This is a genomic window from Cupriavidus sp. 05N40 (assembly GCF_056397305.1).
Window position 1 is genome coordinate 26942 of sequence record NZ_JBFTND010000001.1, and the last position, 24187, is coordinate 51128.

Genomic DNA, 24187 nt, shown 5'->3' on the forward strand with positions numbered 1-24187 from the left:
CGCAGGCCGGGTTCCGGCGCGACAGTTGGCGGCGTGTTCGTCGACGTGGCTGGCGGCAGGGTGCCGGAGGTGGCGCTCATGACGAAGATTTGGGTACGCCAGGCAATCCTGCGTCAATCTTGGGTCAATCCTGGGCCAATCTTGGGCGTTGCGAGGTCCATTCCATCGGCGCCCGTCGCAATGTGCAGTTCCCGGGGCTCGACCCCAAGCTTGCCGCGACAGGCGTATATATTGTGCTCATGGGACTTGATATCGTGGGCTATGCGCATTGCCAGCGGCGCGTGCGGTTCCAGCTGGCGCATGGCGACCTGGCCGGCAGCGCCCCTGCCACGCCGGCAACCGACTGAGACCCGATCATGGCCTACACCCACACCGTCGCTTCGCGCCGCTACCTGTTCGGCGATCTCAAGACCTTGCTTGCCAAGGCCAGTCCGGCGCGCTCGGGCGACTACCTGGCCGGCCTGGCCGCCGCCAGCGAGGAAGAACGCATGGCCGCGCGCATGGCGCTGGCCGAGTTGCCGCTGACGCGGTTCCTGCAGGAAGCCCTGGTCCCCTACGAGGAGGACGAAGTCACGCGCCTGATCGTCGACCGCCATGACCGCGCCGCCTTCCGCGAGATCGCCGGGCTGACCGTGGGCGACCTGCGCAACTGGCTGCTGCTGCACCAGACCGATGCCGCCACCCTCGCGCGCGTGGCGCCGGGCATCACGCCCGAGATGGCCGCGGCGGTGAGCAAGCTCATGCGCAACCAGGACCTGGTGGCGGTGGCGCGCAAGTGTCGCGTGGTCACGCGCTTTCGCAACACCATCGGCCTGCCCGGCCGGCTCTCCGTGCGGCTGCAGCCCAACCATCCCACCGACGACCCCAAGGGCATCGCCGCCTCGATGATCGACGGCCTGCTGTACGGCTGCGGCGACGCCACCATCGGCATCAACCCGGCCACCGACAACCTCGGCGCCATCGTCACCCTGCTGCGCCTGGTCGACGACCTGCGCTGCCGCTATGACGTGCCCACGCAATCGTGCGTGCTGACCCACGTCACCAACACCGTGCGCGCCATCGAGCAGGGCGCGCCGGTGGACCTGGTGTTCCAGTCGGTGGCGGGCAGCGAGCGCGCCAATGCCGGCTTCGGCGTCAGCCTGGCGTTGCTGGCCGAAGCGCAYGACGCCGCGCAAAGCCTGGCGCGCGGCACCGTGGGCAACAACGTGATGTACTTCGAGACCGGCCAGGGCAGCGCGCTCTCSGCCAACGCGCACCACGGCGTGGACCAGCAGACCATGGAAGCGCGCGCCTACGCGGTGGCGCGCGCGTTCTCGCCGCTGCTGGTCAATACCGTGGTGGGCTTTATCGGCCCCGAGTATCTCTACGATGGCAAGCAGATCATCCGCGCCGGGCTGGAGGACCACTTCTGCGGCAAGCTGCTCGGCGTGCCGATGGGGTGCGATGTCTGCTACACCAACCACGCCGAGGCCGACCAGGACGACATGGACACGTTGCTGACGCTGTTCGGCGTGGCCGGCATCAACTTCATCATGGGCGTGCCCGGCGCCGACGACATCATGCTGAACTACCAGAGCACCTCCTTCCACGACGCGCTCTACCTGCGCGACACGCTGGGCCTGCGGCCCGCGCCCGAGTTCGAGGACTGGCTGCAGCGCATGGGCATCCTCGGCGAGGACGGCCGCCTGCTGGAGCTGGCCGAGCGCCAGCCGCTGCTGCAGCTCGCGCACGCCCTGTGAGCGCGGTCCCTCAAGCCCCTCACAAGCCAGCCATCTGTCAGCCATGATCCAGCCATGATCCAGCCATGAGCCGCAAACTGACCCAGCCCAATCCGTGGCAGCGCCTGCGCCAGTTCACCGCCGCGCGCATCGCGCTGGGCCGCGCCGGCAACAGCCAGACCACCGACACCGTGCTCGCCTTTGGCCTGGCTCATGCCCAGGCGCRCGACGCCGTGCACCTGCCGCTGGCGCGCGCCGACATCGAGCGCGCGCTGCACCAGGCCGGCTTGGCCAGCGTGCCCGCGCACAGCGCCGCCGCGGACCGCCAGCACTATCTGCGCCGGCCCGACCTCGGCCGCCAGCTCGACGACGAAAGCCGCGCACGGCTGGCGCAGGCGCGCCCCGCCGAGGTGCCCGACGTGGTCTTCGTGATCGCCGATGGCCTCTCCGCGCTGGCGGCCGGGCGCCACGGCGTGCCGCTGCTGCTGGCCGCGCGCGAGCGCCTGCCCGGCTGGCGCATCGGCCCCGTGGTGGTGGCCGAGCAGGCGCGCGTGGCGCTGGGCGACGAGGCCGGCCAGCTGCTCGGCGCGCGCCAGGTGGTGATGCTGATCGGCGAGCGGCCCGGGCTCAGCTCGCCGGACAGCCTCGGTATCTACCTGACCTACGACCCGCGCACGGGCCGCAGCGACGCCGAGCGCAACTGCATCTCCAACGTGCGGCCCGAAGGGCTGCCCTATGCGCAGGCGGCGGACAAGCTCGCCTTCCTGCTGCGCGGCGCGCTGGCGCTGGGGCGCAGCGGGGTGGACCTGAAGGACGACAGCGGCGCGGCGTTCGTGACGGGACCGGAATCGGCTGCCTTGCCGACATCCGAATGAAGCGGCGCACATGCCGCCGCAGCCGCGACGCACTCAACCCGGATCGAACACCCGCCCCGGACTAAGGATATGGTTCGGGTCCAGCGAGCGCTTGAGCAGGCGCATCAGCGCCAGCTCCTCGGGCGAGCGCGAGCAATGCAGGTAGGGCTTCTTGTGCAAGCCGATGCCGTGCTCGGCCGAGATGCTGCCCTGGAACGCCTGCACCACGCCGTATACCGCATCGGAGATCTCGTGTTCAGGGAAGTCCGCGTCGGTGGCGCCGGGCAAATGCACGCTGACGTGCAGGTTGCTGTCGCCTACATGGCCGAAGTTGACCAGCTCGGCATCGGGCCAGGTGGCCAGCACGCGCACGCGCAGCGCATCGGCGAAGGCGCCGATGCCGCCGATCGGCAGGCTGACGTCGAAGGCGGCGTTGGGCGCCCACATCACCGGGAATTCGGCCACCGCGTCGCGCAGTTGCCAGAAGCTCTGCGCTTCCTTGTGGCTGGATGCCACCGCCGCGTCCTGGATCAGGCCGGCTTCCATCGCGGATTCCAGCATGCCTTCGAAGGCGGGCGCGTCCTGCGCGGCGTCGTTGCCTTGCAGGTCGAGCAGCACGTAGAAGGGATGGCCCGCCGGCAGCGGCGCGCGCACGCCGGGCACGCGCGTGGTGACTAGGCCGTAGAAATCGGCCCACATCACTTCGAACGCGCTGAGGCGGCCCGAGAGCTTGCGCTGGGCATGGCGCAGCATGCGCACCACGTCGTCGTAGCCGGACAGCGCGCACAGCGCGGTCTGCGTGGCGGCCGGCAGCGGGGCCAGGCGCAGCACGGCGCGCGTGATCACGCCCAGCGTGCCTTCGCTGCCAATGAAGAGCTGGCGCACGTCGTAGCCGGCATTGTTCTTCTGCATCTTGTTGAGCGAAGACACCACGGTGCCGTCGGCCAGCACGGCTTCCAGCCCCAGTACCTGGTCGCGCATCATGCCGTAGCGGATCACGCGGTTGCCGCCCGCGTTGGTGGCGATATTGCCGCCGATCTGGCAGCTGCCGCGCGCCCCCAGGTCCACCGCCAGCAGCCAGCCGGCCGCGCGCGCGGCCTCCTGCGCCGCCTGCAGCGTGGTGCCGGCCATCACGGTCATGGTGCCGGCCTGGGTGTCGATCTCTTCCACGCCGCGCATGCGCTCGAGCGACAGCACGACTTCGCCGCCTGCCGGCGTGGCCGCGCCGGCCAGGCCGGTGAGGCCGCCCTGCGGCACCACGGGCTGGCGCATGCGGTTGCACAGCGCGAGCACGGCGGACACTTCGGCGCTGTTGCGCGGGCGGACCACGGCCAGCGGGGCGACCGCGCCGAGCGGTGCGTACCAGTCCTTGCGAAAGCGCGTCTCGATGGCGTCGCCGGTCTGCAGGCCCGCGGCGTCGAGCCGCGTGGCGAGTTCGGCCAGCAAGGAAGAGGCGTTGGGAGCGGTGCTTGCCATATGCGGTGCGTGCGGAGGAGGAAGGTGCCCATGCTAGGCGAAGGCGGCCCTGGCGTTAAGGGCCATTCGGCGCCGTGACGATGGCGCCATGGCGTGGTTCGCGGCCTACGCCGCCAGGAAGGCGGCGATCGTTTCGCGCAGGAAGGCTCGGTCCGCCGGGATATTGTGCGGGTTGCCGGCACGATGCCCGTAGTCGGACGGGATCGGGCGCAGCGCGGCCGTGCGCGCGCCGGTGAGCCGGGGCAATTCCGCCGCGTTGTCCTGCGCCTGGAAGTACGCATCGGTGCGGCCGGGCATGAGCAGCACGTCGGCGCGGATGGCGGCCAGCGAGCGGTCCAGGTCGCCGCCGAAGGCGTCGCAGCGGCTGATGTCGCCGTGCTGCCATGTCCACAGCTGGGCAAGCAGGTCGTTGGCGTCGCGGCGCGCGAAGTTGCTGTCCCAGGTGCCGGCGAGGAACGCCTCGAGCGATTCGAAGCCTGCCGCGCGCCACAGTTCGTCGCGGTAGAACGCGTGCGACAGGGCCCATCCCGCGTACACGCGGCCCATGGCGCGGTAGCCCGCGCGAGGCGGCGCGGCGAAGTGCCCGTCGCGGAAGGCGGGGTCGGCCGTAAGCGCGGCGCGCACGCCTTCGAGGAAGACCTGGTTGAACGGCGAGCAGCGCGCGCTGCCGCACACCACCGCGATGCGCCCGGCCATGTCGGCGTGGCAGGCGCCCCAGTGGTAGGCCTGCATGCCGCCCATCGACCAGCCGTACACCAGCGCGATGCGCTCGATGCCGAACACTTCCTGCAGCAGCCGTGCGCTGCACGGCCACGGCATCGTGATAAGTGACTGCGGGGAACGTGCCCGGCGCGAACTGCGGCGAGTTCGACGGCGACGACGACAAGCCGTTGCCGAACAGGTTGGGGATGATGACGAAGTAGCGATCGGTGTCGAGCACGCCGCCCGGCGCGGCCAGCCACTCGGTATCGTAGTGCTGCGCGCTGAACGAGGTCGGGTAGACGATCACGTTGTCCTTGCGGGCGTTGAGCGTGCCGTAGGTCTTGTAGGCCAGTCGCATGCCGGGAAAGTCCCGGCCCGATTGCAGCCGCACGGTGCCCGCGTCGAACAGGGCGTAGTCTTCCTTGGCGTTCATGCCGGCCTCTCCGGATATGGATTGCTATGGATTGCTATGGATTGCATTGCGCGGCATGGCCGCGCGGTCGGCGCAGGCAGCGCGCGCTTACGCGCCGCTCCACGCCTCGCGATTGATGGCCGCGGCCGGCGCGCGCCGTGGCGACCGGGTGCGCGCCAGGTGTTCCAGCGCGGGCTCGATCACTTCGGCGAGCTTGTGGAAGGCCGGTGCGATCTGGTCGTCCGGCACGCAGGCATAGCCCAGCAGCAGGCCCTGGCTGGTCGCTCGCGCGGGATCGGCGAAGTAGCGCGACAGCGGCCGCGTGGTCAGGCCCTGCGTGCGCGCCGCCATGCTGATGCCGAGATCGTCGGCGCCGGGCGGCAGGTGGACCACCAGGTGCAGGCCGGCCTCGTGCGTGGAGGTGGGCCAGTCCGCGCCGAGCCGCGCGGCGATCGCCTCGCGCAGCAGGCCCTGGCGCTGCGCGTAGCGCTGGCGCACGCGGCGGATGTGGGTGGCGTAGTGGCCTTCCTCGATGAAGTCGGCCAGCACCGCCTGCTGCATCAGCTGGCCCTCGCGGAACAGTTCCGACAGCCCGGTGGCGAAATGCGGCGCCAGCGGCTTGGGCAGCACCATGAAGCCCATGCGCAGCCCCGGGAACAGCGTCTTGGAGAACGTGCCCATGTAGATCACGCGGTCGTGCTCGTCCAGGCCCTGCAGCGAAGCCAGCGGCCGGCCCTCGAAACGGAACTCGCTGTCGTAGTCGTCCTCCACGATCCACGCGCCGCGCTGGCGCGCGTATTCGAGCAGCATGCGCCGGCGCGACAGGCTCATCACCATGCCTAGCGGATACTGGTGCGACGGCGTGGCGAAGATGAAGCGCGGCGGGTTCTGCAGCGTGGCCGCGTCCGGGGCGATGCCCTCGCTGTCCACCGGCACCGGGATGGTCTCGATGCCGGCGCTGGTGAGCAGGCTGCGCGTGCCCCAGTAGCCGGGATCCTCCATCCACGCCTTGTCGCCGGGATCGCCGAGCAGCCGCGCGATCAGGTCGATGGCCTGGTGGATCCCGGTGGTCAGGATGATCTGCTCGGGCTCGCAGCGCACCGAGCGCACCAGCCGCAGGTGCTCGGCCAGCACGCGGCGCAGCGGCATATAGCCACCGTTGTGCGCGTAGGTCAGCAGTTCCGGCTTCGGCGCGCGCCAGTGCTTGTTGAGCAGGCGTGCCCAGACCGCGTGCGGAAACAACGAGACATCGGGCACGCCCGCGACAAACGCGCCCCATTGCCGGTCCGATGCACCGGAATGCGACACCAGGTGCTGGCCGCGGCGCGACAAGGCGAAACGGTTCGGGTTTTGCTGCGGTGCGGGCACGGCGATGGTGCCATTTCGCGCCCTGCCGTTGTGCAATGCACTATGGTCGGGAAAACTCTGTGACACAAAGGTGCCACTTCCGCTCGATGCCGTGACATAGCCTTCGGCCAGCAGCTGTTCATAGGCGTACAGCACCGTGTTGCGAGAGACGCCGACTTCCTTCGACAGGAGCCGCGACGCCGGCAGCTTGCTGCCCGCAACCAGCGAGCCAGCAAGGATTTCCTGGCGAATGATCTCGTACAGCTGGCGGTTCATGTGCGTGCCGTTCTTGTCATCCGCACCATTTGCGGGCCGCTCCATACGCTGCAGCAGCAGCTCGGACAGAATCGTCTCTTTCAAAGTGGCCCCGGCTAAAAAGCGATATATGGACCTACCTATGGTACCAATGATCGGCTAACTTTCCACACATCTTGTTGGGTTCGTCGTTTTTCCAGCGACGTCTTGCCGATTCGGCTGATTCGATCCCCCTCCGGACGCGCCCCCTTGCGCACCCCGGACCAGTCAGTGGAGCCACCATGCAACGTACCGCCGGCAGTGCCGCGATGTCCGCCACGCCCGATCTTCCCGCGCTGACCACCGACGATATCGCTGCCGCCGTGCGCGCGCTCGAGCCGTACATGGTGCGCACGCTGTCGGACTTCGTGGCCGCGCCGAGCCCGTCGGGGCAGGAACAGCCGGCCGTGGCCTTCATGGAAGGCGCGCTGCGCGAACTCGGCCTGGGGTCCGAGCGCATCTACCTGCGCAGCGAAGCGCTCAAGGACCTGCCGCTGTTCTCTCCGCCATGTTGCCCGGACGGCGGCCGCTACAACCTGCTCGCCACGCACCGGCCGGTCGCGAAGGGCGGGCGCTCGGTGCTGTTCAACGGCCACCTCGACGTGGTGCCGACCGGCCCCGAATCGATGTGGCGCCAGTCGCCGTTCGCGCCGTTCGTCGAGGACGGCTGGCTGTTCGGCCGCGGCGCGGGCGACATGAAGGCCGGCATCATCTGCACGCTGGCCGCGTTCAAGGCGCTCAAGGACCTCGGCGTGCAGCCGGCCGGCGCGGTCGGCTTCAACTCCGTGCTGGAAGAGGAAAACACCGGCAACGGCGCGCTGGCCACGGTCGCGGCCCTGCGCAGCGCGGTGGGCGCGGGCAAGCTGGCCGCCTTCGACGCGGTGGTGATTCCCGAGCCGCTGGGCGAAAACCTGATGAGCGCGCAGATGGGCGTGTTCTGGATGTTCGTGGAGCTGACAGGCCACCCCGCGCATGCCGCCTACATGACCAGCGGCGTGAACCCGGTCGAGGCCGGCATCGAAGTGATGGCGGACCTGCGCAAGCTCGAGGCCGAGTGGAACCTGCCCGAAAACCGCCCGGCCGTGTACCGCGACCACGCGCACCCGATCAACTTCAACCTCGGCCAGATCCACGGCGGCGAATGGAATTCGTCGGTGCCCTGCACCTGCACGCTGGGCGTGCGCATCGGCTTCTACCCGAGCATGGACGTGGCCGACGCCAAGGCGCGCGTGGAAGCCTGCGTGCGCGGCACGCTGGCGCGCCTGGCCGGCAACCTGCAGCTCCATATCCGCTACGAAGGCTTTCATGCCCCGGGCTGCGAGTTCGACCTCGACGTGCCCAGCATGCAGGCGCTGGCCGAAGCGCACCGCAAGGTCAACGGCGAGGCGGTGCGGCGCGAGGCCACTACCGCCACCACGGACGCACGCCATTTCCGCCTGATGCTGGAGACGCCGGTGACCTGCTACGGCCCGCAGGCCCGRAATATCCACGGCATCGACGAGTCGGTTTCCATCGAGAGCATGGTGCGCGTGGCCACCACGCTCGCGCAGTTCATGCACGACTGGTGCGGCATCGAACCTGCCTGAGAGGTCGCTTCAAAGAGATCCTGGCGTCGTTGCGCGGCACGGCAGGTACCGCTTGTTCTGCTTGTACTGCCTGCGGCCGCGCCCCTTCGCTTCGCTTTGAAGCCACCGCCCTGCACCGTCGGGCAAAGATAAGTAGCCAATGAAAGTCGTAGTCACGGCAGTCGCAGCAACGCGTCCTTCGTACCTTCCGTATCCGCAGAGCACGATCACTACCACAGGAAACTGACCGATGAAATCCTTCACCCAACACCTGAAAAAGAGCTTTGGCAAAAGCCTGGTGTCGATGGCGCTGGCCAGCGCCGGCCTGGCGCTGGCGCCGGTCCTGCTGCCGGCGGGCAACGCCGTCGCGCAGACCGCGGGCGGCACCTTGTCCGGCATCGTCCAGCCCGAGCCGCCGATCCTGGTGAGCGCGCTGAACTCGCAGGCACCCACCCAGTACATCGCCGGCAAGATCTACCAGGGCCTGCTGACCTATGGCCCGGACCTCAAGCCGCGCGCCGAGCTGGCCAAGTCGTGGAAGATCTCGGCGGACGGCCTGACCTACACCTTCGAGCTGCAGCAGGGCGTGAAGTGGCATGACGGCAAGCCCTTCGGCTCGGCCGACGTGGTGTTCTCGATCGACAAGATGCTGCGCGAGGTGCATGTGCGCACGCGCGCGGTGCTCAACAAGTACGTGGACTCGATCCGCGCGGTGAACGACAGCACCGTGGAGATCAAGCTCAAGGAACCGTTCCCGCCGTTCATCTCCATGTTCGAGACCGGCACCATGCCGATGATGCCCAAGCACATCTACGACGGCACTGACTACCGCAGCAACCCGGCCAACCAGAAGCCGGTGGGCACCGGCCCCTTCATGTTCAAGGAATGGAAGAAGGGCGCCTACATCAAGCTGGCCAAGAACCCGAACTACTGGAAGAAAGGCAAGCCCTACCTGGACGAGCTGGTGTTCTACGTGATCCCCGATTCGGCTTCGCGCGCGGTGGCCTTCGAGAAGGGCGACGTGCAGGTGCTGCGTGGCGGCGACGTCGACAACGTGGACGTCAAGCGCCTGCGCGCGCTGCCCAACGTGGAATACACCACCAAGGGCTGGGAGATGTTCTCGCCGATGTCGAGCCTGCTGATGAACGAGCGCAAGCCGCCGTTCAACAACGTCAAGGTGCGCCAGGCGGTGATGCACGCGCTCAACCGCAAGATGATCGTGGACAACATCTTCTTCGGCATGGGCAAGCCGGCGGTGAGCCCGTTCGCCTCGGCCACGCTGTTCTTCGACAAGAACATGCCCGCCTACGACTTCAACCTGAAGAAGGCGCGCGACCTCATCAAGGAGTCGGGCGTCAACGTCGGCCAGTACCCGGTCAAGATCCTGTCGACCTCCTACGGCGCCAACTGGGACCGCCTCGACGAGTACATGAAGCAGATGCTCGAGCAGCTCGGCTTCAAGGTCAGCATCGAGTCGGCCGATGCCGGCACGTGGTCTGCGCGCGTCAGCAACTGGGACTTCGACCTGACCGCCACCTACACCTACCAGTACGGCGATCCGGCGCTGGGCGTGGAACGGCTCTACGTGACCAGGAACATCGTCAAGGGCACGCCGTTCGCCAACGTGCAGGGCTATAGCAACGCGCAGGCCGACACGCTGTGGGCCCAGGCCGGCGTGGCGCTGGACGCGGGCGAGCGCCAGAAGCTGTACAGCGAAGTGCAGAAGATCCTGGTGACCGAGGTGGCCGCCGGCAACCTGTTCGAGCTGGAGTTCCCCACGCTGTACCGCAAGAACGTCAGGAACCTCGTGACCACCGCGATCGGGCTGAACGAGTCGTTCGACAACGTTTCCATCGAGAAGAACTGAGTCGTCGAGTCGTATGGCGGGGCGGTCCCGGGTTCTGCGCGAATCCGGGCTCGCCCCCCGGTCATGCCCGCGCTGGCGGGGTGACGCCGCAATGTGGGCGCGATGGCGCCCGGGCCCAGTCCTTGCCCGCGTGGAGCATGCCGTGAATTTTCTCTCTTTCCTGTTGTCCCGCCTGTGGAAGGCCCTGGTGGTCGTCCTTGGCGTGGTCATCATCAACTTCTTCCTGATCCGCATGGCGCCCGGCGACCCGGCCACCGTCATGGCGGGCGAGGCCGGGGCCGGCGACGCCGCCTTCGTCAACCAGCTGCGCGAGCAGTTCGGGCTGGACCAGCCGGTGCTGACCCAGCTCGGCATCTATCTCAAGGGCGTGGCCAGGCTCGACCTGGGCTACTCCTACCGCAACCACCTGCCGGTGCTGGACCTGATCCTGGACCGCCTGCCCGCTACCTTCGTGCTGATGAGCGGCGCGTTCCTGTTCTCGCTCGTGCTTGGCGTGCTGCTGGGCGTGATCTCGGCGCGCACGCGCTACGAGAACAAGCGCCGCTGGATCGACAGCGCGGTGATGTCCGGTGCGCTGCTCCTGTACGCCACGCCGCTGTTCTGGCTGTCGCTGATGGCAATCATCCTGTTCTCGGTGGTGCTGGGGTGGCTGCCCGCCTTCGGCATGGAAACCATCGGCGCGGGCTACACGGGCCTGGCGCGCGTGCAGGACGTGGCGCTGCACATGATCCTGCCCACCATCTCGCTGGGCTGCTTCTTCATGGCGGTGTATGTGCGCCTCACGCGTGCTTCGATGCTGGAAGTGATGGGCATGGACTTCGTCAAGACCGCGCGCGCCAAGGGCGTGCCGGCCGGGCGCGTGATCCGCGTGCACGTGCTGCGCAACGCGCTGCTGCCGGTGATCACCTTCGCCGGCATCCAGCTTGGCCAGATGGCCGGCGGCGCGGTGCTGACCGAGACCGTGTTCTCGTGGCCCGGCATCGGCCGCCTGATGTTCGACGCGCTGCTGCAGCGGGACTACCAGTTGCTGCTGGGCATTTTCTTCGTCACCTCGGCGCTGGTGGTGTTCTTCAACCTGGTGACGGACATCGTCTACCGCTTCATCGACCCCCGCATCGCGGTGGGCGGCAAGGGAGCCACGGCATGAAAGCCTTCGCACGACGTTATGCGCGCAACTACGGCGCGGTGATCGGCCTGCTGGTGCTGCTGGCCGTGGTGGCGGTGGCGCTGCTGGCGCCGGTGCTGTACGAGGAATCGCCCTGGCTGATGGTGGGCGAGCCRCTGGTGCGCCCGTTCGCTGACGCGGCCTATCCCTTCGGCACCGACATGCTCGGCCGCGACATCACCGCCGGCATGCTGTACGGCGCGCGCGTGTCGCTGCTGGTGGGCGTGATCTCCACCGGCGTGGCGCTGGGGTTCGGCATCCTGATCGGCTCGGTGGCCGGCTATTGCGGCGGCCGCATCGACGACGCGCTGATGCGTTTCACCGAGTTCTTCCAGACCATCCCGCAACTGGCCATGGCGGTGGTGATCGTGGCGATCTTCAATCCCACCATCTACTCCATCGTGGCGGCCATCTCGGTGGTGTCGTGGCCGCCGGTGGCGCGCCTGGTGCGCGGCGAGTTCCTCACGCTGAAGCAGCGCGAGTTCGTGCAGGCGGCGGTGGTGATCGGGCAGAAGCCGCTGCGCATCATCGTCACCCAGATCCTGCCCAACGCCATGTCGCCCATCATCGTGTCCGCCTCTTTCATGGTGGCCACGGCGATCCTGACCGAGTCGGCGCTGTCCTTCCTGGGCCTGGGCGACCGCAACATGATGAGCTGGGGCTTCATGATCGGCGCGGCCCGCACCATGATCCGCGAAGCCTGGTGGATGAGCGTGTGGCCGGGCRTGGCGATCCTGCTCACGGTGCTGTCCATCAACCTGATTGGCGAAGGGCTGAACGACGCCATGAATCCCCAACTCCGCCGCCGCGGCGAGTAAGTCAAAGGATGCCGTTCATGCAAGCACCAGACCAGAAATCCCCGCAGAACACCGCGCCGCTGCTGTCCGTGCGCGACCTCACCATCGCGCTGCCCGCCGGCGGCGACCGCGCGCACGCGGTCAAGGACGTGAGCTACGACCTGCACGCCGGCGAGATCCTGTGCATCGTCGGCGAGTCCGGTTCGGGCAAGTCGATGAGCGCCAACGCCATCATGGGCCTGCTGCCGCCCTACCTGAAGCCGCAGGGCGGGCAGATCCTGTTCCGGGGCCGCGACCTGCTGGCGCTGGATGAAGACACCCTGCTGTCGATGCGCGGCAAGGACATGGCCATGGTGTTCCAGGAGCCGCTGTCGGCGCTCAACCCTGTGATGACGGTGGGCGAGCAGATCGCCGAGGTGATGCGCGTGCACGGCGCCTATCCCGGCGAGGCGCGCAACCGCCGCGTGCTGGAACTGCTGGAGTTCGTCGGCCTGCCCGACCCCGCCACGCTGACGCACAGCTATCCCTTCCGCCTGTCGGGCGGGCAGCGCCAGCGCGTGGTGATCGCCATGGCGCTCGCGCTCGAACCCGCGCTGCTGATCGCCGACGAGCCGACCACCGCGCTGGACGTCACCACGCAGGCGCAGATCCTGGCGCTGATCAAGCGCATCCAGGCCGAGAAGGGCATGGGCGTGATGTTCGTCACGCACGACTTCGGCGTGGTGGCGGAGATCGCCGACCGCGTGGCGGTGATGGAAAAAGGCGTGCTGGTGGAGATGGGCCCGGCGCAGCAGGTGCTCAACCACCCGCAGCATCCTTACACGCGCCGCCTGATCAGCGCGGTGCCGCACGGGCGCGCCAAGGAGCGTCGGGCGGACGCGGCCGAGACCGTGCTGGAAGTGCGCGACCTGCGCAAGACCTATGTCTCCGGCGGCGGGCTATTCAGCAAGAAGCGCGTGGTCAACGCCGTGGACGGTGTGAGCTTCAGCGTGCGCCGCGGGCAGACGCTCGGGATCGTCGGCGAGTCCGGCTCGGGCAAGTCCACCATCGGCAAATGCCTGCTCAAGCTGACCGGCATCGACGGGGGCGAGCTGCTGTTCGACGGGCAGGACATCGCGCGACTGTCGGAGCGGCAGTTCCGCCCGCTGCGCAGCGACGTGCAGATGATCTTCCAGGACCCCTTCGCCTCGCTCAACCCGCGCCACACGGTGGGCCGCATCATCACCGACGGCCCGGTCGCCAACGGCGTGCCGCTGGCAAAGGCACAGGCGCGCGCGCGCGAACTGCTGCAGCTGGTGGGGCTGGAGCCGTCCGCGTTCGACCGCTACCCCAACCAGTTCTCCGGCGGGCAGCGCCAGCGCATCGGCATCGCGCGCGCGCTCGCGCTGGAGCCCAAGCTGCTGGTGGCCGACGAATCGGTCTCCGCGCTCGACGTCTCGGTGCAGGCGCAGGTGCTGCAATTGCTGGCCGACCTGCAGAAGCGGCTGAACATCGGGCTGATCTTCATCACCCACGACCTGCGCGTGGCCGCGCAGATCTGCCACCACGTGATGGTGATGCACAAGGGGCGGGTGGTGGAGTCCGGCCCGCCYGACCAGATTTTCGACGCGCCGCGCCACGAATACACGCAGCGCCTGATTGCCGCGGTCCCCGGCAAGGAATGGGACCCGACCCTGATCCGCGCCGCCGCCTGAGCGCGCGCCATCCAGACAGCAGCACAACCCATACCAAGATGGAGCAACAACAGATGAAGAACGCCGAACTGGTCCGCCGCAAGGACGCCGCCACCCCGCGTGGCGTGGGCGTGATGTGCAATTTCTACGCCGAGCGCGCCGAGAACTCGGAGATCTGGGATGTGGAGGGCAAGCGCTATATCGACTTCGCCGCCGGCATCGCCGTGCTCAACACGGGCCACCGCCATCCGCGCCTGGTCGATGCCGTGCGGCGCCAGCTCGATCGCTTTACGCACACGGCCTACCAGATCGTGCCGTATGCCAGCTACATCGAGCTGGCCGAGAAGATCAACGCGCGCGCGCCCGGCCGCTCGGCCAAGAAGACCGCTTTCTTCACCACCGGCGCGGAAGCCGTGGAGAACGCCATCAAGATCGCCCGCGCCGCCACCGGCCGGCCCGGCGTGATCGCCTTCTCGGGCGGCTTCCACGGCCGCACCATGATGGGCATGGCGCTGACCGGCAAGGTGGTGCCGTACAAGGTGGGATTCGGCCCGTTCCCGGGCGAGGTTTTCCACGCGCCGTATCCATGCGCCCTGCATGGCGTGTCGGTGGAAGATTCGCTCAAGGCGCTGCAGCACCTGTTCAAGGCCGACGTCGATCCCAAGCGCGTGGCCGCCATCATCTTCGAGCCGGTGCAGGGCGAGGGTGGTTTCAACGTGGCGCCGCCGGCCTTCGTCAAGGCGCTGCGCGCGGTCTGCGACGAGCACGGCATCCTGYTGRTYGCCGACGAGGTGCAGACCGGCTTYGGCCGCACCGGCMRSCTSTTCGCCATGGAGCACTAYGAGGCGGYGCCSGACCTSACCACCATGGCCAAGAGCCTGGCYGGCGGCATGCCSYTGTCGGCCGTKTGCGGCCGSGCCGAGRTSATGGACGCGCCSGCSCCCGGCGGSCTGGGCGGYACCTATGCCGGCAAYCCGCTGGCGGTGGCSTCCGCGCTGGCSGTGCTGGACGTGCTCGAAGGCGAGCAACTGATCCCGCGCGGCGCCGCGCTCGGCCAGCGCCTGGTCGAGCGGCTGGAAGGCCTGAAGCCGCGCGTGCCGCAGATCGCGGAAGTGCGCGGCCTGGGCGCGATGGTGGCCGTGGAATTCCGCAAGGCCGACGGCAGCCCCGACGCCGAGTTCACGCGCGAAGTGCAGAACCGCGCGCTGGAGCAGGGCCTGCTGCTGCTGTCGTGCGGCGTGTACGGCAACGTGATCCGCTTCCTGTTCCCGCTCACGATCCAGGACGCGGTGATGGACGAAGGGCTGGACATCCTGGCCGACGTGCTCACGCGCTGAGCATCGCACGCGGGCCAACACCAACCAAGACAGAGAGACAAGACATCATGCAACTCAAGGACTCCAGCCTGCTGCGCTCGCAGGCCTTCATCGGCGGACAGTGGCAGGACGCCGACAACGGCGCCACCTTCGCCGTCACCAATCCCGCCGACGGCTCGCTGATCGCTACCGTGCCGCTGATGGGCGCGGCGGAGACGCGCCGCGCCATCGAGGCCGCGCGCGTGGCGCAGGGCGCGTGGCGCCGCAAGACCGCACGCGAGCGCGCCCAGGTGCTGCGCGCCTGGTACGACCTGATGCTGGCCAACGCCGACGACCTCGCCGTGCTGATGACCAGCGAGCAGGGCAAGCCGCTGGCCGAGGCGCGCGGCGAGGCGGTCTATGCCGCGTCCTTCCTGGAATGGTTCGCCGAGGAAGCCAAGCGCGTGAATGGCGACGTGCTGGCTACGCCCGCGGCCGACAAGCGCCTGCTGGTGGTCAAGGAGCCGGTGGGCGTGTGCGCGGCCATCACGCCGTGGAATTTCCCGCTCGCCATGATCACGCGCAAGGCCGGCCCGGCGCTGGCCGCCGGCTGCGCCATGGTGCTCAAGCCCGCCGAGGATACGCCGCTGTCCGCGCTGGCGCTTGCGCTGCTGGCGGAGCGCGCCGGCCTGCCTGCCGGCCTGCTGAGCGTGGTGACCGGCGACGCCGCCAGCTCGATCGAGATCGGCGGCGAGCTGACCGGCAGCGCCGTGGTGCGCAAGCTCAGCTTCACCGGCTCCACCGAAGTGGGCCGCATCCTGATGCGCCAGTCCGCGCCCACCATCAAGAAGCTCTCGCTGGAGCTGGGCGGCAATGCGCCGTTCATCGTCTTTGACGATGCGGATCTCGATGCCGCCGTGGAAGGCGCCATGGCTTCCAAGTACCGCAATGCCGGCCAGACCTGCGTCTGCGCCAACCGCCTCTACGTGCACGACAAGGTGTATGACGCCTTCGCACAGAAGCTGGTGGCCGCGGTGGCAAAGCTCAAGGTAGGCCACGGCCTCGAGCCCGGCGTGCTGCAGGGCCCGCTGATCAATGAGGACGCGGTGGCCAAGGTGGAGCAGCACATCGCCGATGCCGTGGGCAAGGGCGCGCGGGTGCTCGCCGGCGGCAAGCGCCACGGCCTGGGCGGCACCTTCTTCGAACCCACGGTGCTGGCCGGCGTGACGCCGGACATGCTGGTGGCGAAGGAAGAAACCTTCGGTCCGCTCGCGCCGCTGTTCCGCTTCTCCAGCGACCAGGAAGTGATCGACATGGCCAACGACACCGAGTTCGGCCTGGCCTCGTACTTCTTCAGCCGCGATATCGGCCGCGTGTGGCGCGTGGCCGAGGCGCTGGAGTACGGCATGGTGGGCATCAATACCGGGCTGATCTCCAACGAGGTGGCACCGTTCGGCGGCGTCAAGCAGTCCGGCCTGGGCCGCGAGGGCTCCAGCTACGGCATCGAGGAATACCTGGAAACCAAGTACCTGTGCATGGGCGGCGTGGACCGCTGAGCCCGGGCACCGCACCCGCACACCCCTTTGAGCCGAGGCCGCCATGAGCAGACCCCAAGCCGTACCCACCGTGCAGGTCGACAACGACCGCGTGGCCGTCACCGAGTGGCGCTTCGCGCCGGGCGCCGAGACCGGGCATCACCGCCATGGCCATGACTACGTGGTGGTGCCGATGACCACCGGCGCGCTGCGGCTGGAAACGCCGGCCGGCGAGGTGGTCAGCCAGCTGGTGGCGGGCCGGGCCTACTACCGCGCGGCGGGTGTGGAGCACAACGTCATCAACGCGCACGACGGCGAATGCGTGTTCGTGGAAATCGAGATCAAGCGATGAATGCACCCCTGTCCCAGGCATCGTCCGCCGCGCCGCGCGAGCGCAACGGCGGCCAGATCCTGATCGAGCAACTGCGCCTCCAGGGCGTCAGGCGCGTGTTCCTGGTGCCGGGCGAAAGCTATCTGCCTTGCATCGATGCGCTGTACGACCACCAGGACGCGATCCAGCCCATCGTGTGCCGGCAGGAAAGCGGCGCGGGCTACATGGCGGAGGCCTACGGCAAGCTCACCGGCGAGCCCGGCGTGTGCTTCGTCACGCGCGGGCCCGGCGCCACCAATGCCAGCATTGCCGTGCATACGGCGTTCCAGGACTCGACGCCGATGATCCTGTTCGTCGGGCAGGTCGGCAACGATTTCAGCGAGCGCGAGGCCTTCCAGGAGATCGATTACCGCCGCATGTTCGGCCAGATGGCCAAGTGGGTGGCGCAGATCGACCGCACCGAGCGCATCCCCGAGTTCATCGCGCGCGCCTTCGCCGTGGCCACCAGCGGCCGGCCCGGCCCGGTGGTGCTGGCGCTGCCCGAAGATACGCTGTGGGGCAAGGCCGCGGTGGCCGACATGCCGCGCTACCAGCGCGCGCACGGCGCGCCCACGCCGCAGGCGCTGGCCGAATTGTCCGGCCTGCTGGCGCGCGCCGAGCGCCCGTTCATGCTGGTGGGCGGCTCGGGCTGGAGCGCGCAGGCGCAGCGCCGGCTCGAGGCATTCGCCGAGCGCTTCGCGTTGCCGGTGGGCGTGGCGTGGCGCCGGCTGGAGTGCTTCGACAACCATCATCCGAACTACGCCGGCCATGTGGGCTGGGGCATGGGCGCGGCGCTGCAGCAGCGCATCCGCGAGGCCGACCTGCTGATCGCGGTGGGCACCCGCATGGGCGAGGCCACCACGGAGGGTTACACGCTGGTGGAAAGCCCGCTGCCGCGCCAGCGGCTGGTGCATGTGTACCCGGATGCCGGCGAGCTGGGCCGCGTGTTCCACCCGGCGCTGCCGGTCGTGTCGGACGTCAATGCCTTCGCGGCGGCGCTCGATGGCTTGTCGCCCGCGCGCGCGCCGGCCTGGGCCGCGCGCACGCGCACGGCGCGCCACGAATACCTGGCCGCGCAGGAGCCCAGGCAGGCGCCGGGCAGCCTCAACCTGAACCGTGCCGCGTGCCATGTGCGCGACGTGCTGCCGCAGGACGCCTGCATCACCGTGGGCGCCGGCAACTACGCCGTGTTCCCGCATACCTACTACCGCTTCAAGGGCGTGGGCACCAGCCTGGCGCCCACGGTGGGCTCGATGGGCTACGGCCTGCCGGCCGCGATTTCGGCCAAGCTGGAGAACCCGGAACGCACCGTGGTCTGCTATGCCGGCGACGGCTGCTTCCAGATGAACCTGCAGGAACTCGGCGTGGCCATGCAGTACCGGCTCGGCATCGTGATCCTGGTGTTCAACAACGGCATCTGGGGCACCATCCGCGCCCATCAGGAGCGCGAATTCCCGGGCCGCACGATTGCGCTCGGCTTCGACAACCCCGAGTTCACCGAGCTGATCCGCGCTTACCGCGGCTATGGCGAGGTGGTGGACAGCGACGAGGCCTTCGGCCCGGCGTTCGCGCGTGCGCGGGCCTTCGCCGACAAGGAGCGGCTGCCGGCACTGCTCGAGCTGCGCTATGACGCCGATGGCATTGCGCCCGGCGTGACGCTGACGGAGATCCGCGAAGCGGCGTTCGCCCTGCAGCGGGCGCAGGCATAGGCGCATTGCCATTGCTTTGCCCCTCTCTCGCTGGCGTGGGCGAGGGGAGAAAACCTTCGGTCGACCACCACCCTGACGAAGACCAACAAGTCTCACCACAAAACAATCATGCGCGCCTTCTTCTCGGATGACCAACTGCTGCACCAGCCCCGCCAGTTCATGCGCGCGGGCCGCCTGTGCGAGCCGACCGACGTGCCTGCGCGGGCGCATGCGCTGCAACGCGCGCTGGCCGGGCGCGGCATCGAACTGGCCGAGCCGGCCGACTTCGGCCGCGCGCCGCTCGAGGCTGTGCACAGCCCGGCTTATCTCGATTTCCTCGGCTACGCCCACGAGCGCTGGATGGCGCTGGCGCGGCCCGGCTTCGAGCCCGGCATCGAGGTGCTGCCGAATCTCTCGCCCTACTACAACGGCCGCGTCGAGCAGCCGCGCCGCGTGCCTTGCCCGACCGATTCCATCATCGCGCAGGCCGGTTACTACCTCGGTGACCTGAGCGCGCCGCTCGGGCCACAGAGCTGGCGCGCCATCCTGCGCTCGGCGCACAGCGCGGTGGCCGCCGCGCAGTATGTGTGCGAGCAGCAGGACCGCCAGGGCATCGCCTATTCGCTGTCGCGCCCGTCCGGCCACCACGCGCACAGCGACCGCGCGGCGGGCTTCTGCTACGTCAACAACTCGGCCATCGCGGCGCAGACGTTGCTCAAGCGCTTCGGCAAGGTGGCGGTGCTGGACGTGGACGCCCACCACGGTGACGGCACCCAGCAGATCTTCTACCAGCGCTCCGACGTGATGACGATCTCGCTGCACGCCGATCCGAGCGGCTACTACCCCTTCTATACCGGCTACGCCAACGAGCGCGGCTACGGCGCCGGCTATGGCTACAACCTGAACTTCCCGCTGGCGCACGGCACCGAGGACGACGGCTTCCTGGCCGCGCTGGACAATGCGCTCGACGCACTGCGCGACTACCGCCCGCAGGCGCTGGTGCTGGCGCTGGGCTTCGATACCTATATTCACGACCCCATCAGCGTGCTGCGCGTGGGCTTGGACGCCTACCGCGGCATCGGCGAGCGCATCAACGCGCTGGGCGTGCCCACCGTGGTGGTGCAGGAAGGCGGCTACGAGGTGGAAGCGATCGGCCCGGCGCTGGATGCGTTTCTGTGCGGCCTCGTCCCCGCGATGGCCTGAGACAAGAACAAGGAGACCCGAGATGACCGCACTGAAGATCAACGGCGAGCGCCTGTGGCAATCGCTGATGGACCTGGCCCGCGTCGGCGCCACGCCGCGCGGCGGCAATGCGCGCCTGGCGCTGACCGCGCTGGACGGGCAGGGCCGCGACCTGGTGACGGGCTGGATGCGCGATGCCGGCCTGAGCGTGACCGTGGACCGCGTGGGCAATATCTTCGGCCGCCGCGCCGGGCGCAACGACAGCCTGCCGCCGGTGATGACCGGCAGCCATATCGACACCCAGCCCACCGGCGGCAAGTTCGACGGCTGCTTTGGCGTGCTGGCCGGGCTGGAAGTGATGCGCACCCTCGACGACCACGGGGTGCAGACCGAGGCGCCGCTCGAGCTGGCGATCTGGACCAACGAGGAAGGCACGCGCTTCGTGCCGGTGATGATGGGCTCGGGCGTGTTCGCCGGCATCTTCCCGCTGCAGACCGCGCTGGACGCCACCGACAACGAAGGCAAGCGCGTGGCCGACGAACTGCGCGCCATCGGCTACGCCRGCGACGCCGAAGTGGGCGGGCGGCAGGTGGGCGCGTATTTCGAGGCGCATATCGAGCAGGGTCCGGTACTGGAAGACGCCGGCAACGTGATCGGCGTGGTGACGGGGTCGCTGGGCCTGCGCTGGTACGACCTGACCGTGACCGGCATGGAAGCGCATGCCGGCCCCACGCCGATGCCGCTGCGGCGCGACGCGCTGTACGGCGCGTCCTTCATCCTGCAGGAGGTGGTGCGCATCGCCCATGATTTCGCGCCGCACGGGCGCGGCACGGTGGGCGTGCTCGACGTGCATCCCGCCTCGCGCAACGTGATCCCGGGCGAAGTGAAGTTCACCGTGGACCTGCGCCACCAGGATGCGGATCGCCTGGCGGAGATGGACGCGCGCCTGCGCGCGGCCTGCGCGGCGCTGGCGCGCGGCGAGACCACCGGCGCGCCGCTCGGCGTGAAGATCGAGGACGTGCAGTATTTCCCGCCCACGCCATTCGCGCCGGAGCTGGTGGGCCATGTGCGCAGTCAGGCCGCGGCGCTGGGTCATGCGCACCAGGACATCGTCACCGGCGCGGGTCACGACGCGGTGTACATCGCCACGGTGGCGCCCACCGCGATGATCTTCGTACCGTGCAAGGACGGCATCAGCCACAACGAGGTGGAAGATGCCAAGCCCGAGCACCTGGAAGCCGGCGCCAACGTGCTGCTGGGCGCGATGGTGGCGCAGGCCGGCGCATGAGGGCCGCCGCGCCGGCGGGCGGCAGCGCGGCGGGCTGGTGGCGCGGCGGCCTGATCTTCCTGTGCGCGGTGGCCTTGTTCGCCACCGTGGACGCCACCGCCAAGCACCTGGTGGGGCGCTACCCGGCGCCCTTCCTGAACGCGGTGCGCTACGCCGCCACCGCCACGGTGGCGGTGCTGATGCTGGCGCGCTCGGGACGCCTGCGCTTCTGGCGCACGCCGCACCGCGGCCTGCTGGCGCTGCGCGGCGTGATGCTGGCGCTGGTCGGCACCTGCTTCATGACCGCGCTGCTGTGGATGCCGCTGGCCGAGGCCACCGCGATCTACTTCATGTCGCCGCTGGTGATCGTCGCGCTGTCGCCGTGGCTGCTGGGCGAGCATGTGGGCTCGCGCAAGTGGCTGGCGGTGGGTGCGGGCTTTGCCGGCATGCTGCTGATCGTGCGGCCAGGCTCGCAGTTGTCGCCGCTGGGCACCTTGCTGATGGTGGCGGCAGCCTTCGCGTATGCACTGCTGCAACTGCTCACGCGGCGCCTGGCCGRCAAGGCCGATGCCGGCGTGCAGTACGGCTTCGCCGCGGTGATCTGCATGATCGCCACCGGCCTGCCGGCGCCGTTCTTCCTGCCGGCCGTGTGGCCCGGCGCGGCGGACTGGCTGGCCATCCTCGCCATGGGTTTCATGAGCGCCGGCGCGCAGGTGCTGCTGATCCTGGCGCTGCAGCGCGCGCCGGCCTCCACCCTGGCGCCGCTCAACTATTGCCACCTGCTGCTGGCGCTGGTGTACAGCGCGCTGTGGTTCGGCCGCTGGCCTGACGGGCCCGCCATGGCGGGCATCGCGCTGATCATCGCAGCCGGCCTGTCCCTGACCTTGCCAACGCGCGCCACGGCCCACGGGCGTGGGCGCTTTCGTTCCACCTCAAGCGCGGAATGATCGTGAGTGGATCGCACGACCTCGCCCACCGGATGCCGTTCGGCGGGGTCGGGCAATCAGGCAACGGCCACGACAAGTCATTGCATGCGTTCGATAAATGCACTGACATAAAGACGGCCTGGATTAAATTTGGTTGAGTGAATCTATTTAAATAAATTGGAAAGGAGGTATCGCTTTATTTTCATGTGAAGGACGTTGACTGATCGCATGACGGGATGACAATGTCGCCTTTCATGCGGGATAGCCATGCTTTTTGTCGTATCGATGCCGTTGGAGCGGGCAGGAGGATACCGTGTCTTCATGATGGAATTCATATCGARAATTCCATCGGAGTGCATGATTCTTGATTGCGCATCCAATCAGGTGCAGATTTCGCTGAAAACGGTATGCCGGTTCCGGGGAAATCCGTTTCCAAGTGGCATGGCAATTGCTTCATTGATCCTTAACCCCAGCCGGGACGATCCCATCTCCTAGAGGCAAGCCACACCATGCACAATCATCCGTTCAAGAAACGACGCGCAGCCACGCTCGCCATCCTGCTGGGCGCCGGCCTCGCCGCCGCACCCTCGCTGTTTGCCCAGACAGCGCGCGACTGGCCCACGCAGCCCGTGCGTATCGTGGTGCCGTTCCAGGCCGGCTCCGCCACCGACCTCATCACGCGCCAGCTCGGCATCGGGCTGGGCAAGGAGTACGGGCAGACCTTCGTGGTGGAGAACCGCCCGGGCGCGGCGGCGATGATCGGCAGCGAGGCCGCCGCGCGCGCGCCCGGCGACGGCTACACCTTGCTGATGTCCGGCCCGGCTTCGCTGGTGACCAACCGCTTCCTCTACAAGAAACTCAGCTACGATCCCGACGCCTTCGAGAAGGTCGCGGTGGTGGCGTTCACGCCCAACATCCTGCTGTCCAGCCCGGACCTGCCGTTCAAGACCTTGCCCGAGATGATCGCTTACGCCAAGGCCAATCCGGGCAAGCTGACCTATGCGTCGTTCGGTGCCGGCACCACCTCGCACATGGCCGGAGAAATGCTCAAGGCGCTGGCCGGCATCGATATCGTGCACGTGCCGTACAAGGGGGCGGGCGAGGCGATCCCGGCGCTGCTGTCGGGCCAGGTGTCGATGTACTTCGACACCATCATGACCGGGCTGCCCTATGTGAAGGCCGGCAAGCTGCGTGCGCTGGGCATGTCCAACGCCAGGCGCTCGGCGATTGCGCCGGATATCCCCACCATCGCGGAGCAGGGCTACCCGGGCTTCGATATCGCGCCCTGGTACGGCATCGTCGCCCCCAAGGGCACGCCGCCCGAGGTGGTCGGCAAGCTCAATGCATCGATCAACAAGCTGCTCAAGGATCCGGGCTTCCGCGAGAAGCTGGCGGCCACCGGGGCAGAGCCGCGTGGCGGCTCGGTCGCGGATTTCGGCGCAATGGTCGGCGCGGAAATCCCGCGCACGGAGAAGCTGGTGAAGCAGTCGGGCATCAGCCTGCAATAGTGATGGTGGCGCCCGGGCTGCGGGAAAGGACGGGGGCGCGCCACGCGCAAGGCAGCAAGCGCCCCTCGGGGACTACATCATGTGGTGGGAGAAATGTCCTTGCTCGGCACCGGCCATCAGGTCGGTGAACTGCTCGCAGGTCATGTGGACCAGCTGTTGGTGATCGCCTGCCTCGAAGAACACTTCCGGCTGCGCCAGCAGGCTCTCGTCGAGATAGGTGTGCATGCCATACGCCATGGCCACGGGAGGAATGGCGCCGAAGTCGCAGTCCTTGAAGACTTCGCGGATCTCGTCTTCCTGCGCGAGGATCAGCGTGCGGCCTGTCTGCGCGCACAGCGCCGCCAGGTTCAGGTGATGGCTGGACGGGATGACCACGGCCACGTAGCCGATTTCGTCCTCCAGCAACAGGGTCTTGGCCAGGCGGTCTCCGGGAACGTGTGCTGCCTCGGCAGTGGCCATGCTGCTGAGGGTGTAGGGATGGCGGATGGTATCGAAACGGCTGTTCCTGCTGTTCAGGCAATTTGCCAGGGTGGTAGCCAAGGCCAT

The 24187-nt window shown here is 68.4% G+C and carries 19 protein-coding genes; 15 read left to right on the forward strand and 4 right to left on the reverse strand.

The genetic code is table 11. From position 1 onward, the window contains the following. Positions 1-356: 356 nt before the first annotated feature. Positions 357-1739: an ethanolamine ammonia-lyase subunit EutB gene (locus AC1DO7_RS00140; RefSeq protein WP_441650306.1), complete on the forward strand. Its 1383-nt coding sequence runs from the start codon at positions 357-359 to the stop codon at positions 1737-1739. A 65-nt stretch (positions 1740-1804) separates the two neighbouring features. Beyond that, a complete protein-coding gene (eutC, locus tag AC1DO7_RS00145; RefSeq protein WP_477115652.1) occupies positions 1805-2593 on the forward strand; it encodes an ethanolamine ammonia-lyase subunit EutC in 789 nt (262 codons plus the stop codon). A gap of 33 nt (positions 2594-2626) precedes the next feature. On the opposite strand, the gene AC1DO7_RS00150 is transcribed toward eutC, so the two are convergent. The 3 genes from AC1DO7_RS00150 to pdxR form a co-directional block, all read right to left on the reverse strand. Then, positions 2627-4048, reverse strand: a complete 1422-nt coding sequence (locus AC1DO7_RS00150) for an FAD-binding oxidoreductase (RefSeq protein WP_441650080.1) — start codon at positions 4046-4048, stop codon at positions 2627-2629. Positions 4049-4153: 105 nt separating this feature from the next. Beyond that, on the reverse strand, positions 4154-4867 hold the full coding sequence (locus AC1DO7_RS00155; protein WP_441650081.1) for an alpha/beta hydrolase family protein: 714 nt from the start codon (positions 4865-4867) through the stop codon (positions 4154-4156). Between the two features lie 403 nt (positions 4868-5270). After that, positions 5271-6869, reverse strand: coding sequence for a MocR-like pyridoxine biosynthesis transcription factor PdxR (gene pdxR, locus AC1DO7_RS00160; protein WP_441650082.1), 1599 nt, complete (start codon positions 6867-6869; stop codon positions 5271-5273). A 176-nt stretch (positions 6870-7045) separates the two neighbouring features. Here pdxR and AC1DO7_RS00165 point away from each other — a divergent pair, with 176 nt between their 5' ends. From AC1DO7_RS00165 to AC1DO7_RS00225, 13 genes are all read left to right on the forward strand, one after another. Beyond that, positions 7046-8389, forward strand: coding sequence for an ArgE/DapE family deacylase (locus AC1DO7_RS00165; protein ID WP_441650083.1), 1344 nt, complete (start codon positions 7046-7048; stop codon positions 8387-8389). A gap of 229 nt (positions 8390-8618) precedes the next feature. Beyond that, positions 8619-10235 (forward strand): ABC transporter substrate-binding protein, encoded by a 1617-nt coding sequence (locus tag AC1DO7_RS00170; protein WP_441650084.1) that lies wholly within the window; start codon positions 8619-8621, stop codon positions 10233-10235. Between the two features lie 142 nt (positions 10236-10377). Further along, a complete protein-coding gene (locus AC1DO7_RS00175) occupies positions 10378-11382 on the forward strand; it encodes an ABC transporter permease (RefSeq protein ID WP_441617238.1) in 1005 nt (334 codons plus the stop codon). Further along, complete coding sequence (locus tag AC1DO7_RS00180; protein WP_477115653.1) at positions 11379-12218, forward strand: ABC transporter permease; 840 nt, start codon at positions 11379-11381, stop codon at positions 12216-12218. The genes AC1DO7_RS00175 and AC1DO7_RS00180 overlap by 4 nt, the downstream gene beginning before the upstream one ends. An 8-nt stretch (positions 12219-12226) precedes the next feature. Further along, complete coding sequence (locus AC1DO7_RS00185; protein WP_441650086.1) at positions 12227-13891, forward strand: ABC transporter ATP-binding protein; 1665 nt, start codon at positions 12227-12229, stop codon at positions 13889-13891. A gap of 53 nt (positions 13892-13944) precedes the next feature. Beyond that, the gene (gabT, locus tag AC1DO7_RS00190; protein ID WP_477115654.1) at positions 13945-15207 is read left to right on the forward strand and encodes a 4-aminobutyrate--2-oxoglutarate transaminase; all 1263 of its coding nucleotides are present in this window, start codon (positions 13945-13947) and stop codon (positions 15205-15207) included. A 47-nt stretch (positions 15208-15254) separates the two neighbouring features. Then, entirely contained in the window at positions 15255-16721 is a 1467-nt protein-coding gene (locus AC1DO7_RS00195) for an NAD-dependent succinate-semialdehyde dehydrogenase (RefSeq protein ID WP_441650087.1), read from the forward strand. Between the two features lie 43 nt (positions 16722-16764). Then, positions 16765-17052: a cupin domain-containing protein gene (locus AC1DO7_RS00200; RefSeq protein WP_441617248.1), complete on the forward strand. Its 288-nt coding sequence runs from the start codon at positions 16765-16767 to the stop codon at positions 17050-17052. Next, positions 17049-18779: a thiamine pyrophosphate-binding protein gene (locus AC1DO7_RS00205; RefSeq protein WP_441650088.1), complete on the forward strand. Its 1731-nt coding sequence runs from the start codon at positions 17049-17051 to the stop codon at positions 18777-18779. Before AC1DO7_RS00200 ends, AC1DO7_RS00205 begins: the two co-directional genes overlap by 4 nt. Before the next feature lie 108 nt (positions 18780-18887). Then, entirely contained in the window at positions 18888-19961 is a 1074-nt protein-coding gene (locus AC1DO7_RS00210) for a histone deacetylase family protein (RefSeq protein WP_441650089.1), read from the forward strand. Between the two features lie 22 nt (positions 19962-19983). Continuing rightward, positions 19984-21228, forward strand: coding sequence for a Zn-dependent hydrolase (locus AC1DO7_RS00215; protein WP_477115655.1), 1245 nt, complete (start codon positions 19984-19986; stop codon positions 21226-21228). After that, the gene (locus AC1DO7_RS00220) at positions 21225-22154 is read left to right on the forward strand and encodes a DMT family transporter (RefSeq protein ID WP_477115656.1); all 930 of its coding nucleotides are present in this window, start codon (positions 21225-21227) and stop codon (positions 22152-22154) included. Before AC1DO7_RS00215 ends, AC1DO7_RS00220 begins: the two co-directional genes overlap by 4 nt. 488 nt (positions 22155-22642) lie before the next feature. After that, positions 22643-23641 carry a Bug family tripartite tricarboxylate transporter substrate binding protein gene (locus AC1DO7_RS00225; protein WP_477115657.1) on the forward strand — a complete coding sequence of 333 codons (999 nt, stop codon included), beginning with the start codon at positions 22643-22645 and terminating at the stop codon, positions 23639-23641. A 72-nt stretch (positions 23642-23713) separates the two neighbouring features. Here the strand turns inward: AC1DO7_RS00225 and AC1DO7_RS00230 are convergent, their stop codons facing one another. Continuing rightward, on the reverse strand, positions 23714-24187 hold the full coding sequence (locus tag AC1DO7_RS00230; protein WP_441617259.1) for an aminoacyl-tRNA deacylase: 474 nt from the start codon (positions 24185-24187) through the stop codon (positions 23714-23716).